The sequence below is a fragment of the Streptomyces sp. NPDC002564 genome (genome assembly GCF_042889645.1).
In the GTDB taxonomy this organism is placed as follows: domain Bacteria; phylum Actinomycetota; class Actinomycetes; order Streptomycetales; family Streptomycetaceae; genus Streptomyces.
Window position 1 is genome coordinate 190,066 of the sequence record NZ_JBIARE010000004.1, and the last position, 13,834, is coordinate 203,899.

Annotated in this window: 13 protein-coding genes and 1 tRNA gene; 7 read left to right on the forward strand and 7 right to left on the reverse strand. The window is 71.4% G+C overall.

Annotated features, from left to right (window positions below; translation table 11 throughout):
- Positions 1 to 25: 25 nt before the first annotated feature.
- A complete protein-coding gene (gene nth, locus ACFYXE_RS16045; protein ID WP_389312834.1) occupies positions 26 to 1,060 on the reverse strand; it encodes an endonuclease III in 1,035 nt (344 codons plus the stop codon).
- 359 nt (positions 1,061 to 1,419) lie between these two features.
- Between nth and ACFYXE_RS16050 the strand changes: the two genes are divergently transcribed.
- Positions 1,420 to 2,094, forward strand: coding sequence for a Crp/Fnr family transcriptional regulator (locus tag ACFYXE_RS16050; protein WP_016642758.1), 675 nt, complete (start codon positions 1,420 to 1,422; stop codon positions 2,092 to 2,094).
- Positions 2,095 to 2,181: 87 nt separating this feature from the next.
- On the opposite strand, the gene ACFYXE_RS16055 is transcribed toward ACFYXE_RS16050, so the two are convergent.
- The 4 genes from ACFYXE_RS16055 to ACFYXE_RS16070 form a co-directional block, all read right to left on the reverse strand.
- Positions 2,182 to 3,012, reverse strand: coding sequence for an MBL fold metallo-hydrolase (locus ACFYXE_RS16055; RefSeq protein WP_361175693.1), 831 nt, complete (start codon positions 3,010 to 3,012; stop codon positions 2,182 to 2,184).
- A 364-nt stretch (positions 3,013 to 3,376) separates the two neighbouring features.
- Entirely contained in the window at positions 3,377 to 4,264 is an 888-nt protein-coding gene (locus ACFYXE_RS16060) for an NUDIX hydrolase (protein ID WP_389312837.1), read from the reverse strand.
- Between the two features lie 104 nt (positions 4,265 to 4,368).
- Positions 4,369 to 4,839 carry a RidA family protein gene (locus tag ACFYXE_RS16065; RefSeq protein ID WP_361175687.1) on the reverse strand — a complete coding sequence of 157 codons (471 nt, stop codon included), beginning with the start codon at positions 4,837 to 4,839 and terminating at the stop codon, positions 4,369 to 4,371.
- Positions 4,836 to 4,997, reverse strand: coding sequence for a DUF4177 domain-containing protein (locus tag ACFYXE_RS16070; protein WP_003975360.1), 162 nt, complete (start codon positions 4,995 to 4,997; stop codon positions 4,836 to 4,838). The genes ACFYXE_RS16065 and ACFYXE_RS16070 overlap by 4 nt, the downstream gene beginning before the upstream one ends.
- Positions 4,998 to 5,079: 82 nt before the next feature.
- On the opposite strand from ACFYXE_RS16070, the gene ACFYXE_RS16075 reads away from it, so the two are divergent.
- Positions 5,080 to 6,060, forward strand: coding sequence for an ArsA-related P-loop ATPase (locus ACFYXE_RS16075; RefSeq protein ID WP_389312840.1), 981 nt, complete (start codon positions 5,080 to 5,082; stop codon positions 6,058 to 6,060).
- Entirely contained in the window at positions 6,057 to 7,514 is a 1,458-nt protein-coding gene (locus ACFYXE_RS16080; RefSeq protein ID WP_389312842.1) for an ArsA-related P-loop ATPase, read from the forward strand. The genes ACFYXE_RS16075 and ACFYXE_RS16080 overlap by 4 nt, the downstream gene beginning before the upstream one ends.
- An 83-nt stretch (positions 7,515 to 7,597) precedes the next feature.
- On the opposite strand, the gene ACFYXE_RS16085 is transcribed toward ACFYXE_RS16080, so the two are convergent.
- A complete protein-coding gene (locus ACFYXE_RS16085) occupies positions 7,598 to 7,942 on the reverse strand; it encodes a WhiB family transcriptional regulator (RefSeq protein WP_167828965.1) in 345 nt (114 codons plus the stop codon).
- 628 nt (positions 7,943 to 8,570) lie between these two features.
- Between ACFYXE_RS16085 and ACFYXE_RS16090 the strand changes: the two genes are divergently transcribed.
- On the forward strand, positions 8,571 to 10,835 hold the full coding sequence (locus ACFYXE_RS16090; protein WP_389312844.1) for a transglycosylase domain-containing protein: 2,265 nt from the start codon (positions 8,571 to 8,573) through the stop codon (positions 10,833 to 10,835).
- Between the two features lie 196 nt (positions 10,836 to 11,031).
- On the opposite strand, the gene ACFYXE_RS16095 is transcribed toward ACFYXE_RS16090, so the two are convergent.
- Positions 11,032 to 11,496: a GatB/YqeY domain-containing protein gene (locus tag ACFYXE_RS16095; RefSeq protein WP_361169178.1), complete on the reverse strand. Its 465-nt coding sequence runs from the start codon at positions 11,494 to 11,496 to the stop codon at positions 11,032 to 11,034.
- A gap of 205 nt (positions 11,497 to 11,701) precedes the next feature.
- Between ACFYXE_RS16095 and ACFYXE_RS16100 the strand changes: the two genes are divergently transcribed.
- From ACFYXE_RS16100 to ACFYXE_RS16110, 3 genes are all read left to right on the forward strand, one after another.
- A complete protein-coding gene (locus ACFYXE_RS16100) occupies positions 11,702 to 12,628 on the forward strand; it encodes a metallophosphoesterase (RefSeq protein ID WP_389312846.1) in 927 nt (308 codons plus the stop codon).
- Between the two features lie 147 nt (positions 12,629 to 12,775).
- Positions 12,776 to 13,510: a Pr6Pr family membrane protein gene (locus tag ACFYXE_RS16105; protein ID WP_389312848.1), complete on the forward strand. Its 735-nt coding sequence runs from the start codon at positions 12,776 to 12,778 to the stop codon at positions 13,508 to 13,510.
- A 46-nt stretch (positions 13,511 to 13,556) separates the two neighbouring features.
- Positions 13,557 to 13,630: transfer RNA gene (locus tag ACFYXE_RS16110), tRNA-Pro, on the forward strand.
- The last annotated feature ends 204 nt before the right edge of the window (positions 13,631 to 13,834 follow it).

Sequence of the window (13,834 nt, forward strand, 5' to 3'; positions counted from 1 at the left end):
TGGTTCGTTCCGCCACGCGTCGGTGTCACCCGGCGGTGAGCGGCGGCGCGGGCTTGCCCGGGTAGTCCGGCGGCGGCTTGAGGCGCTGGCCGGGGAGGCCGCCCATCTCGTACTTGAGCAGCTTCTTCGCCTTCTCCGGGTCCGTCTCGCCCTCCCCGTACGACGGACAGAGCGGGGCGATCGGGCAGGCGCCGCAGGCGGGCTTGCGGGAGTGGCAGATGCGGCGGCCGTGGAAGATCACGCGGTGCGAGAGCATCGTCCACTCGCTCTTCGGGAAGAGGTCGGCGACGGCCGCCTCGACCTTCACCGGGTCGGTCTCCTCGGTCCACTTCCAGCGGCGGACCAGGCGGCCGAAGTGCGTGTCCACGGTGATGCCGGGGACTCCGAAGGCGTTGCCCAGGACGACGAACGCGGTCTTGCGGCCCACTCCGGGCAGCTTCACGAGGTCGTCGAGGCGGCCGGGGACCTCGCCGCCGAAGTCGTCCCGCAGGGCCTTCGCGAGGCCCATGATCGACTTGGTCTTGGCGCGGAAGAAGCCGGTCGGCCTGATCAGCTCCTCGACCTCCTCGGGCACGGCCGCTGCGAGGTCCTCCGGGGTCGGGTACGCGGCGAAGAGGCGCGGCGTCGTCTGGTTCACGCGCAGGTCGGTGGTCTGGGCGGACAGGACCGTGGCGACCAGGAGCTCGAACGGGTTCTCGAAGTCCAGCTCCGGGTGGGCGTACGAGTACACCTCCGCGAGCTCGCGGTTGATCCGCCGGGCCCGGCGGACGAGAGCGGTGCGGGACTCCTGAGGGGAGACCTTCGGGGCGACGGACTTCTTGGCGGGCGCCTTCTCGGCAGCCATCTTCTTGGCGGGCGCCTTCTTCGCGGGCGCCTTCTTGGCGGGCGCCGTCTCGGCAGCCGTCTTCTTCGCGGGCGCCTTCCCGGCCGCCGTCGCCTTCTTGGCCGAGGCCGTCACCTTTTTGGCGGTGGCCGCGTTCTTCACTGCGGCCGTCTTCTTCGCCGGTGCCTTCTTGACCGCGGTCTTCGCGGTCGCGGACGTCGTCTTCTTCGCGTTCACAGGGCCGACCTCTTCGCCGGGGACGCCGGGAGGGCAGTCCAATTTGTCGCTTTATTGCGAGCGTTGGACGCATGTTCGCCCACAGCGGAATTGCGGGATGCGGCCAACTGCTCAGCCCCCTCGGCCTGTGCTCTCACCGGCTTTTTGGACACCCGGCCAGCCTAGAGCCCTGCACTGACATCCGTCCCTGACCCCGTGGATCGGCCCCCAATTGGCCCCCTCCCGCACAGCTTCCGGCGCCGGTGCGGCAGACTTGTGACTGATCACACTGTTTGGACCGTCCGGCAAAATGGGGAACACGGTCCCCTGATATGCGGGGGAACCAAGATCCCCTGAGCAGGTCGACAAGGAGAGAACTCGTGGACGACGTTCTGCGGCGCGCCCCGCTCTTCGCGGCGCTCGATGACGAGCAGGCCGCGGAGCTCCGCGCCTCCATGAGTGAGGTGACGCTCGCGCGCGGGGATGCGCTTTTCCATGAGGGCGACCCCGGAGACCGCCTGTACGTGGTCACCGAGGGCAAGGTGAAGCTGCACCGCACCTCGCCCGACGGCCGGGAGAACATGCTCGCGGTGCTCGGCCCCGGTGAGCTCATCGGTGAGCTGTCGCTCTTCGACCCGGGCCCGCGGACGGCCACGGCCTCCGCCCTCACCGAGGTCAAGCTGCTCGGCCTGGGCCACGGCGACCTCCAGCCCTGGCTGAACGCCCGGCCCGAGGTGGCCGCCGCGCTGCTGCGCGCCGTCGCCCGGCGCCTTCGCAAGACCAACGACCAGATGTCCGACCTGGTCTTCTCGGACGTGCCCGGCCGCGTGGCCCGCGCGCTGCTCGACCTGTCGCGCCGCTTCGGCGTGCAGTCCGAGGAGGGCATCCACGTGGTGCACGACCTGACGCAGGAAGAGCTGGCCCAGCTGGTCGGCGCCTCCCGCGAGACGGTCAACAAGGCGCTCGCGGACTTCGCGGGCCGCGGCTGGCTCCGCCTGGAGGCCCGCGCCGTGATCCTGCTGGACGTGGAGCGGCTGGCCAAGCGCTCGCGCTGACGCCCTGTCCGTACGCCGATGGGCCCCGCCTCCTGTGAGGCAGGGCCCATCGCGCGTTCCCGTCCCGCCGCACGGCGCGGCGCGGCGTCAGATCAGCCCGTGCTCCCGCAGGTAGTCCAGCTGCGCCCGCACGGAGAGTTCGGCGGCCGGCCACAGGCTGCGGTCCACGTCGGCGTACACGTGCGCCACGACGTCCTGCGCCGCCACGTAGCCGTTCTCCACGGCCGTCTCGACCTGGGCCAGCCGGTTGGCACGGTGGGCGAGGTAGAACTCGACGGCCCCCTGCGCGTCCTCCAGGACCGGCCCGTGGCCCGGCAGGACCGTGCGCACGCCGTCGTCGACCGTCAGGGAGCGCAGCCTGCGCAGGGAGTCCAGGTAGTCGCCGAGGCGGCCGTCGGGGTGCGCCACGACGGTCGTGCCGCGGCCCAGGATGGTGTCGCCCGTCAGGACGGCGCGGTCGGCGGGGAGATGGAAGCAGAGCGAGTCCGCGGTGTGCCCCGGGGTGGGCACGACCCGCATCTCCAGGCCACCGGTGGTGATGACGTCACCGGCCGCGAGGCCCTCGTCGCCGAGCCGCAGGGCGGGGTCGAGGGCGCGCACGTGGGTGCGGGTCAGCTCCGCGAAGCGGGCCGCGCCCTCCGCGTGGTCGGGGTGGCCGTGGGTGAGCAGGGTCAGGGCCACGCGCTTGCCCGCCTTCTCGGCGGTCTCGACGACACGGCCGAGGTGGGCGTCGTCCAGCGGTCCCGGGTCGACGACGACCGCGAGCGGCGAGTCCGGCTCCGAGACGATCCAGGTGTTGGTGCCGTCCAGGGTCATCGCGGACGGGTTGGGCGCCAGGACGTTGACCGCGCGGGCGGTGGCGGGACCGCTGAGGACCCCGCCCCTGGGCTGGCCGGGGAGGGCGGCGGCATCGGTCATGCGGGGGTAACTCCTGTCGGGAGGGCGGCACGGGGGCCGGGGCGGTGGGCGCTGGGCGGGGACGGTGGGGCGCTGGACCGGATCTCGTGGGCCGGGGCGCGGACGGCGTGGCGGACGGCGTGGCGGACGGCGGGCACGCGCTTCCGTACGTCCGTACGGGCCGCAGGAGCCCCCGTACGGGCGTACGGGCGGACTCGTACGGGCCGCACACGCTCCCGTACGGACGCGCTGCTCGCGTCCCGCGTACCGCCTACCCGCACACGGGCGTCCTCACGGGCGAGCGGCCCCACGAGCGGGCGGAGCGCACGACGGCCGCTTCAGGACCGGCGACATCGCCCCGTGGCGGCCGGGGTGCCGAAGCCGTTCACGGCGTGCTGCCCGACGCGATGTGCTTGGTGAACTCGTCGTGTCCCGGCCAGGACAGGACCAGCTCGCCGTCCGCCATGCGGGCCTGCGCGAGGACCGGCGTCAGGTCCTGGGACGGCGCCGCGTCCAGCGCAGCGCGGGGCGAGGCGTGCCCGCTCAGGGCCCGCAGCGTCGCGATGGTGGGCGGCATCATGAGGAGTTCGCCCGCGTCGTAGCGCGCGGCGGCGTCGGCCGGGCGGATCCACACCGTGCGGTCGGCCTCCGTGGAGGCGTTGCGGGTGCGCTGGCCCTCGGGCAGGGCGGCCACGAAGAAGAACGTGTCGTAGCGCTTGGGCTCGAACTCCGGGGTGATCCAGCGGGCCCACGCGGCGAGCAGGTCGCTGCGCAGGTGCAGGCCGCGGCGGTCCAGGAACTGCGCGAAGGACAGGTCGCGGGCCACCAGTGCCTCGCGGTCGGCCTCCCAGTCCGCGCCCGTGGTGTCCCCGACGACCGTCTCCGGGGTCGGGCCGGCGAGCAGCACGCCCGCCTCCTCGTACGTCTCGCGGACCGCGGCACAGACGATCGCCTGCGCCTCCGCCTCGCCGTCGACGCCGAGGCGGTCCGCCCACGACGCGCGCGTGGGACCCGCCCAGCGCACCAGGTGGTCGTCGTCGCGCGGGTCGACGCCGCCGCCCGGATACGCGTACGCGCCCCCGGCGAAGGCCATGGAGGCGCGTCGGCGCAGCATGTGTACTTCCGGCGCGCCGTTCAGCACGCCCGCCTGCTCGCCGTCCCTGAGGAGCATGACGGTCGCGGCGCGGCGCGGGGTCGCCGGGATCAGCTCACCGCTCGCGAGGGCGCGGATGCGGTCGGGCCACTCCGGGGGGTACCACTGCCCATTTGCCATGGGCGGAGGCTATCCCTTGGTGCGCTGATGTTCGAGAGGCGGCCTTCGGCGCCCCCGGGGACCCCGGCGCGCACGCCAGGGGTCCCCGAACGGCCGAAAACCGCTCACGCCTCGGTCAGTTCCACCTGGAACTCGACCTCGACCGGCGCGTCCAGCGGCAGCACCGCGACGCCCACGGCGCTGCGCGCGTGCACGCCCTTGTCGCCGAGGACCTCGCCGAGCAGCTCGCTGGCGCCGTTGATCACGGCGGGCTGGCCGGTGAAGTCCGGGGCCGACGCGACGAAGCCGACGACCTTCACGACGCGCGCGATGCGGTCCAGGTCCCCGGCGACCGACTTGACCGCGGCGAGCGCGTTGAGCGCGCAGGTGCGGGCCAGGTCCTTGGCCTCCTCGGCGGTGACCTCGGCGCCGACCTTGCCGGTGACGGCGAGCTTGCCCTCCACCATCGGGAGCTGGCCCGCGGTGTAGACGTACACACCGGACTGGACGGCCGGCTGGTACGACGCCAGCGGCGGCACGACCTCCGGCAGGGTCAGTCCGAGCTCGGCGAGGCGGGCCTCGACTGCGCCGCTCATGCCTGCTTCTCCCGCTTCAGGTAGGCCACGAGCTGCTCGGGGTTGTTCGGTCCGGGCACGACCTGGACGAGCTCCCAGCCGTCCTCGCCCCAGGTGTCCAGAATCTGCTTCGTGGCATGGACGAGCAGCGGCACGGTTGCGTATTCCCACTTGGTCATATGGCCGACTGTAGCCGTTGTGGAGCACTGCTCAGGGTGGCCTCCTGATTGGTCCGGGCGGCGACTGGTTAGGCTCGGAAGGGTGAGCAGGCTCCAGGTCGTCAGCGGCAAGGGCGGTACCGGCAAGACCACGGTGGCCGCGGCCCTCGCGCTCGCCCTGGCGACGGAGGGCAAACGCACCCTCCTCGTCGAGGTCGAGGGCAGGCAGGGCATCGCGCAGCTCTTCGAGACAGAAGCGCTGCCCTATGAGGAGCGGAAGATCGCCGTCGCTCCCGGGGGCGGGGAGGTGTACGCCCTCGCCATCGATCCCGAGCTCGCGCTGCTCGACTACCTCCAGATGTTCTACAAACTGGGGGGAGCCGGCCGCGCCCTGAAGAAGCTCGGGGCCATCGACTTCGCCACCACCATCGCGCCCGGACTCCGGGACGTGCTCCTGACGGGCAAGGCCTGTGAGGCGGTGCGGCGCAAGGACAAGAACGGCAGGTACGCGTACGACTGCGTGGTGATGGACGCCCCGCCGACCGGGCGCATCACCCGCTTCCTGAACGTGAACGACGAGGTCGCCGGGCTCGCCAAGATCGGCCCGATACACAATCAGGCGCAGGCCGTCATGCGGGTCCTGAAGTCCCCCGAGACGGCCGTGCACCTGGTGACCCTCCTCGAGGAGATGCCCGTCCAGGAGACCGCGGACGGCATCGCCGAGCTGCGGGCCGCCCAGCTGCCCGTGGGGCGCCTCATCGTGAACATGGTGCGGCCCGCGGTGCTGGACGAGGGCGCGCTGGAGCTCGGCCTCGACCGGCCGCCGCGTGCGGCCATCGCCAAGTCGCTGTCCGCCGCCGGGCTCGGCGGGGCGCGCCGCGGCGGGGGCGCCGAGCGGCTGGTCGACCCGCTCCTGGAGCAGGCCGCCGAGTACGCCGAGCGGTACGCCCTGGAGCGCGACCAGCGCGCCCAGCTGACCGGCTTCGGTCAGCCGCTGCACGAACTCCCGTTGCTTGCGGGCGGGATGGACCTCGCGGGCCTCTACGAGCTCGCCTCGGCACTGCGGAAGCAAGGGATCGCATGAGCGGGGAGCGCACGACCCGGGAACCGGCACGGACCTTGGGCGCCGGCCGCGCGCTGGACGTGGACGCCCTGATCGACGACCCGAAGACGCGCATCGTGGTGTGCTGCGGCTCCGGCGGCGTCGGCAAGACGACCACGGCGGCCGCGATCGGGCTGCGCGCGGCGGAGCGGGGCCGCAAGGTCGTCGTGCTCACCATCGACCCGGCGCGCAGGCTCGCCCAGTCGATGGGCATCGACTCGCTGGACAACGTGCCGCGGCGGGTCAAGGACATCGACGGCTCGGGCGAGCTGCACGCCATGATGCTCGACATGAAGCGCACGTTCGACGAGATCGTCGAGGCGCACACGGACAAGGAACGCGCCCGGGCGATCCTCAACAACCCCTTCTACCAGTCGCTTTCGGCGGGCTTCGCGGGCACGCAGGAGTACATGGCGATGGAGAAGCTGGGACAGCTGCGGTCCCGGGACGAGTGGGACCTGATCGTCGTCGACACGCCGCCGTCCCGCTCCGCGCTGGACTTCCTCGACGCGCCCAAGCGCCTCGGGTCCTTCCTGGACGGGAAGTTGATCCGGCTCCTGATGGCGCCGGCGAAGGTCGGCGGCCGGGCCGGGATGAAGTTCCTGAACGTCGGCATGTCGATGATGACGGGCGCCCTCGGCAAGCTGCTCGGCGGGCAGTTGCTGCGCGACGTGCAGATGTTCGTGACGGCGATGGACAGCATGTTCGGCGGTTTCCGCACGCGGGCCGACGCGACGTACCGGCTGCTGCAGGCGCCCGGCACGGCGTTCCTCGTGGTGGCCTCGCCGGAGCGGGACGCCCTGCGGGAGGCCGCGTACTTCGTGGAACGCCTGGCCGCCGACGACATGCCGCTCGCGGGTCTCGTGCTGAACCGCGTGCACGGCAGCGGTGCCGCCCAGCTGTCGGCCGAGCGGGCGCTCTCCGCCGCGGAAAATCTTGAGGAGAGCGGCATTGTGGATCAGGAGGACGGGAAGGTAGCAGTTCGTAACTCCCTTGAGGACCCCGCGAGTTCATCCGCGCCCCGAGCGCCGCACCACGAAGACGAAGCTCAGCACGACGAAGCTCAGCACGACGAAGCTCAGCCCGACGAGGCTCAGCCCGACCGGAACCGGCCCCACGAGGCCCAGCTCGAAGAGACTCGGCCCCACGAGACTCGGCCCCACGAGACTCAGCACGAAGGACCCCACGAAGCGCCGCGCGAGGAATCGCCCGCGGACGCGCACGGGCCGTCGGCCGGCCCGACCGTGGAGCAGCTGACCGCCGGTCTGCTGCGCCTGCACGCGGAGCGCATGCAGCTGCTCTCGCGCGAGCAGCGCACGCGTGACCGCTTCACCGCGCGCCACCCGGAGGTGGCGGTGGCCGAAGTGGCCGCGCTGCCCGGTGACGTGCATGACCTCGCGGGGCTCCGGGCCGTCGGGGACCGACTGGCGGGCTGACGGGGCGTGGGTTGCCTCTGAGGATTCCTCGGCGGTCTCCTCGGCCCGGATCTGCACTGCGTCGTCTACGTCGCCCTGATGGCCTACCCCACCGCGGCGTAGCTCTCGTACGTCTCGTCGTCCTCCAAGTCCACGGGCAACAGGCCCGCGCCACGCTCGTACTCGGAGCGCGCAGTCTCCAGGAGCCTGCGCCACGAGGTGACGGTGGGACGCCTGCGCAGCAACGCGCGGCGCTCACGCTCCGTCATGCCACCCCACACGCCGAACTCGACGCGATTGTCCAGCGCATCGGCCAGGCACTCGGTCCGCACCGGACATCCGGTGCACACCGCCTTGGCCCTGTTCTGCGCTGCTCCTTGAACGAACAGTTCATCCGGATCGGTAGTGCGGCAGGCCGCCTGCGCACTCCAGTCGGTTACCCAGCCCATACCGGCGCCGTCCTCTCCCGAATCGAGGCTCCCCCACGGCGGCAGCGGCATATTCACCGCCGCCAGTTGAGGACGTTACGGAAGGTGGGCACAGCGCAACACCCCCTTCGGGCCCAATCTTGGATGGCCCGAACGGACTATGCGTAAGCGGCAGATCACCCGACGGAGTGAGCTGGCGACATCCGTGCGGAAACCGGCATTCCGGGACAGTTCAGTTGAGTCACAACGGACACCGGGCGCCACATGAGGCGAATTCGGGCGGGGTTCGGCGGACTCGGAGCGAAGCGGGGGGCTGGGGCCGAACCACACTGCTGTGACAGTTGAGAGCAGCTTAGGCCAAGGCATTGAGGCCTGTCCGGCGAATGGGAACGTCCGCAGCTCAGGACGCCGCGACCGGCCGACACCAGTCGGCACCACCGGCCGCCGTCACTGGCCGCCACCAGCCGGCACCACCGGCCGTCACCACCGGCCGCCACCCCCGGGAAGCCCCACCGACCAGCCGCCCGGCCACCCGGCCACCCACCCGGCCACCCGACCAGCCGCCCGGACGTCACGATCCGGTACGCGAACACCCCGGTGGGAGCACCGCTCCCTCGGAACGCCGTGACCTACGGATTAGGCTGCCCTCATGGGAAAGAAGCGCTCGGGCGGTGGTCTGTCACCAACTCAGCAGGCCGCGAAGTTCCTCGGAGTCAGCGTCCTCGCGGGTGCGGTGCTGGCCGGGATCGCCCTGCCCGCCGCCGGAGCACTCGGCCTCGCGGCCAAGGGCTCGGTCGAGGGGTTCGACGAGATCCCCGCCAACCTGAAGCAGCCGCCGCTCAGCCAGCGCACCACGATCCTGGACAACCAGGGCGGCCAGATCGCCACGGTCTACTCGCGTGACCGCACGGTCGTCCCGCTCAAGGACATCTCGCCGTACATGCAGAAGGCGATCGTCGCGATCGAGGACGCCCGCTTCTACGAGCACGGCGCGGTGGACCTCAAGGGCATCCTGCGCGCGCTCAACCAGAACGCGCAGAGCGGCGGCGTCTCGCAAGGCGCGTCGACGCTCACGCAGCAGTACGTGAAGAACGTCTTCGTGGAGGAGGCCGGCGACGACCCGACGAAGGTCGCCGAGGCCACCCAGCAGACGCTCGGCCGCAAGATCCGCGAGCTGAAGTACGCGATCCAGGTCGAGGACAAGCTGGGCAAGAAGCGCATCCTGAAGAACTACCTGAACATCACGTACTTCGGTCAGCAGGCGTACGGCATCGAGGCCGCCGCCCAGCGGTACTTCTCCAAGCCCGCCAAGGACCTGAAGCTGGAGGAGGCCGCGCTCCTCGCCGGGATCGTGCAGTCCCCCAGCCGCTACGACCCGGTCAACGACGAGGCCGAGGCCACCAACCGACGCAACGTCGTGCTGCAGCGGATGGCCGACACGCACGACATCTCGCAGGGCGAGGCCGACCGGGCCAAGAAGACCGAGATCGCCCTGAAGGTGAGCCGCCCCAAGAACGGCTGCATCACCTCGGTCAGCGGCGCCGGCTTCTTCTGCGACTACGTCCGCGAGGTCTTCCTGAACGACCCGGTCTTCGGCAAGACCAAGGAGGAGCGGGCCAAGGTCTGGAACCAGGGCGGCCTGAAGATCCGCACGACGCTCGACCCGCAGGCGCAGGACTCGGTGCAGGCGTCGATCAAGAACCACGTGAACAAGACCGACGACGTGGCGACCGCCGCCACCATCGTCGAGCCGGGCACGGGCAAGATCCGCGGCATGGGCCAGTCCCGTCCTTACGGCTTCAAGAAGGACGAGACCACGATCAACCTCTCCGTGGACGACTCCATGGGCGGCGGCGCGGGATACCAGCCCGGTTCGACGTTCAAGCCGATCGTCGCGGCGGCGGCCCTGGAGGGCGGCAAGTCGGCGGGGCAGAGCTACTCCTCCCCGTACGAGATGCCCTACCCGGAGCGGGTGTCCGCCTGTGACGGCAAGGACTGGGTGAACTCGGGCGGCGCGAAGCTGACCAACGAGAACGAGGCCGAGGTCGGTCCTTACGGCATGCGGGAGGCGACCGCGAAGTCGGTCAACACCTACTACGTGCAGCTCATCGGCGACATCGGCATCTGCCCGGTGACGAAGATGGCTGCCAAGATGGGCGTCGAGCGGGCCGACGGCAAGGACATGGTCCAGGCGCCGTCGATCGCGCTGGGCACCCAGGAGATGTCGCCGCTGACGATGGCGGGGGCGTACGCGACCTTCGCCTCGCGCGGCACGTACTGCACGCCGATCGCCATCGAGTCCATCGCGACGCTCGGCGGCAAGTCGCTGCCGGTGCCGAAGTCGACGTGCTCGCGGGCGATGTCCCAGAAGACCGCCGACACGATCAACGCCCTCCTCAAGGGCGTGGTCGAGGACGGTACGGGCAAGCAGGCCGGTCTCGGCTCCCGGCCGAGCGCGGGCAAGACCGGTACGACCGACTACCGCTACGCCGCCTGGTTCGTGGGCTACACCCCGAACATGTCGGGCGCGGTCTGGGTCGGCGACCCGCAGCACAAGCGCCAGATGGTCGACATCACCATCGGCGGCGTCCCGTACGAGAAGGTCTTCGGTGGCGAGGTGCCGGGTCCGATCTGGCGCGACGCGATGAGCGGCGCGCTGGCGAACAAGCCGGCGCCGGGCTTCAGCAACGTCCACCTGCCGGGTGACGACAAGGACAAGGACCGCGACCACGGCCGCGACCACGACGACGGCAGGCCGGGCGGCAACGGCGGCGGCCAGGGCGGCGGGGGAAACGGCGGGGGCGGTGACGGCGGCGGGGGCGGCGGCAGCCCGTGGCCGGACTTCTCCATCCCGCCGGGGACGATCGGCGGGGACGACGGGAACGGTGGGATCGGGGGCGGGTGGCCGCGGTAGCGGTTCGCTCCTCGTACCTCGCTCGTTGTTCCTCGTTCCTCCAGTACGCCGATGAGGGCGCCCCCGGATTCCGGGGGCGCCCTCATCGGCGTACTGCGCGTCAGCGGCTTACGGGAGGCAGGCCCGTACGTACGGGTCGTGCTTACGGGTCGTACGGGTCCTGCTGGTCCTGCACGTCCTGCGGGTGGGGCGGGGCTCAGCCCGCGAGGAGCTGCTTGACCGTGGCGGCGACGCGGCCGCCCTCGGCGAGGCCCGCGACCTTCGGGTTCACGATCTTCATGACCTGGCCCATGGCCCGCGGGCCCTCCGCGCCGGCGGCCCTGGCCTCCTCGACGGCCTGGGCGACGATCGTGCGGAGCTCGTCGTCGGAGAGCTGCTTGGGCAGGTACTCGGCGAGGATCTCGCCCTCCGCCTTCTCCTTCGCGGCCTGCTCGGGACGGTTGCCCTCGGCGAAGGCCTCCGCGGCCTCCCGGCGCTTCTTCGCCTCGCGGGCGATCACCTTCTGCACCTCGTCGTCGGAGAGCTCGCGCGCCTCCTTGCCCGCGACCTCCTCCTTCGTGATCGCGGTGAGGGTCAGCCGGAGCGTCGAGGAGCGCAGCTCGTCACGCCCCCGGATCGCGGCGGTGAGGTCTTCCTGCAGCTTCGACTTGAGCGTGGTCATGGGTTGATTGTGGCAGGTGCGGAGGTTTCTCCGCCCACCGATTTCGCGGCGGTGCCCGCCGCGGGGCTCCCGGGGACGGCATCGGCCGACCGGGGAGCCTGCCGGGGCGCGGGGCGCCGACTTCCTTGGGGGGCGGGCGGGTTGCCGGGGCCGACCGGCCGCTCCCTGCGGATTCCCGGTGCCCGTCGTCTGACACGATGGAGGAATGCGCGCGCGATACGCAGTACCCCTCGGCATCACGGCGACGGCCGCGGCAGGCCTCGCCTACTCGGTGGGCTTCGAAGCCCGTTCCTTCCGGTTGCGGCGGGTGACGGTGCCCGTGCTGCCGCCGGGGATGCGTTCCTTGCGGGTCCTCCAGGTCTCCGACATCCACATGGTGTCCGGGCAGCGGAAGAAGCAGCGGTGGCTGCAGTCGCTCGCGGGCCTGCGGCCCGACCTCGTGATCAACACGGGCGACAACCTGTCCGACCCGGAGGGCGTGCCGGAGACGCTGGACGCGCTCGGCCCGCTGATGGAGTTCCCCGGGGCGTACGTCTTCGGGTCGAACGACTACTACGGCCCGCGGCCGCGCAACCCCGCCCGCTACCTGGTCGAGAAGGTGCAGGGCAAGCACGGCCTGAACGGCAACGCGCCCGCGGTCGGCGTCATCCACAACCCGTGGGAGGGCCTGCGGGACGGCTTCGACGCGGCGGGCTGGGTGAACCTCACGAACACCCGGGGTTCGCTGAAGATCGACGGCTACGAGATCGCGTTCACCGGCCTGGACGACCCGCACATCAAGCGCGACCGGTACGCGCACGTGGCGGGCGGACCGGTGGACGGGGCCGACTTCTCGATGGGCATCGTGCACGCGCCGTACCTGCGGTGCCTGGACGCCTTCGCCGCGGACGGCTACCCGCTGATCCTCGCGGGCCACACGCACGGCGGGCAGGTGTGCATCCCCTTCTACGGGGCCCTGGTCACCAACTGCGACCTGGACACGGACCGCGTCAAGGGGCTCTCCACGCACGAGGCGGACGGGCGGACGTCGTACCTCCACGTGTCGGCGGGGTGCGGGGCGAACCGCTACACCCCGATGCGGTTCGCGTGCCCGCCGGAGGCGACGCTGCTGACGCTGACGGCGCGGGGCTGAGGCGGGGCCCCTCCGTTCCGCCGGGAGCGGGGTGCCGGCCGGACGCCCGGCCGGCGCCGCGGCGGATGGGGTGGGATGACGCACCGGGCGGCGGGACGACGCACCGGGCGGTGGGCACTCAACCGGAATGATGCCTACCGTGGGGGCATGATCGCTCCGATACGTATGGGTATGGGTGTCCCGGCGGAGGCGGTCGTGCCACCCGTACGCCGTCCCCGCGTGGCCGCCTTCCGCGCGCTGATCGCCCTCGCCGCGGTGACCGGGATCGTCATCGACCTGGCCCTCGGCAGCCCGCCGCGCGTCCTCAGCTACTTCACGGTCCAGAGCAACGTGCTGGTCGCCGTGGTGCTGGGCCTCTCCGCGGGACGGGCCTGGCAGGGCCGCCCGGCGCTCCCCCCGTGGGTGACGGGCGGCACACTCGTCTACATCTCGATCACGGGGCTCGTGTACCACCTGGTCCTCGCGAACGAGGCGAGCGCCTTCTCCATGACCGGCGGCACGCTCTCCGGCTGGCACGCCGTCTCCAACCAGCTCCTGCACACCGTGACGCCGGTCGGCGTCGCCCTCGACTGGCTGCTGCTCACCAGGCCGGGGGGCCTGCGCCTGCGCTACGCGGGCCTGTGGCTGCTCTATCCCCTCGCGTACCTGGCCTTCGCGCTGGCCCGCGGCGCCCTGCTGTCCCCGGGCTCGACGGCCCGCTACCCGTACCCGTTCCTGGACGTCGACCTGCACGGCTACGCGGGGGTCCTCGGCAACGCCGTCGTCTTCGGCCTGTCCTTCTACGCCCTGGCCCTGCTCGTCGTCGGCCTGGACCGCATCCGCCCCCGCCCACCGGCTCCCGAATACCGGATTTCGTCTCAGGCCGCCGGTCCGCTAAAGTAATCGATGTCGCCACGACCTGCCCCGCAGGCCAGTGGGTCAACGACATCGGGGTGTAGCGCAGCTTGGCAGCGCGCTTCGTTCGGGACGAAGAGGTCGTGGGTTCAAATCCCGCCACCCCGACAGCTGAAACACCAGGTCAGGGGCCTGATCCGCTTAGCGGGTCGGGCCCCTGACTCGTTCCCGGAGATCGTTTGGGAGAAATCTGGGAGAAGATCTTGGTCTGCTTCTCCCCGCGGACGATCGCCCGGCTAGGGAGGCACACCTCCTACGCGTCCGCTCGTACCTGCGCGTTCGCGAACTCCAGTCGCCTACTCGACCCGAGGA